The organism is Megasphaera jansseni (assembly GCF_047974155.1).
In the GTDB taxonomy this organism is placed as follows: domain Bacteria; phylum Bacillota; class Negativicutes; order Veillonellales; family Megasphaeraceae; genus Megasphaera.
Genome location: NZ_JBHYRR010000110.1, coordinates 1 through 236 on the forward strand (window position 1 = coordinate 1; position 236 = coordinate 236).

Annotated in this window: 1 protein-coding gene; it reads left to right on the forward strand. The window is 53.8% G+C overall.

Features of this window, described 5'->3' with window-relative positions; all coding sequences use genetic code 11:
* Positions 1 to 236: transposase (locus ACE418_RS13580; protein ID WP_416451094.1), on the forward strand; the 236-nt coding region annotated here is incomplete at both ends.

Here is a 236-nt window from a genome sequence, read left to right on the forward strand (position 1 = left end):
CAGGCCAGCTGCCTGGATTTGGACGACATTCCCGTATACCAGCCGGATGCTCCCTATACAGGAACGTTTAGCGGAAAGCGAGTCCGGCGCGGCTTGTACCGTTTCGCCAACGGCAGGACGGCTAATGCCGACATCAACGGAGCCGCCAACATACTTCGTAAAAGTAAGCAGAACTTCGATTTCGAGGAACTGTGTAAGGGGCTTTTGGACAGCCCTTTGAGAATAAGGCTATCCTG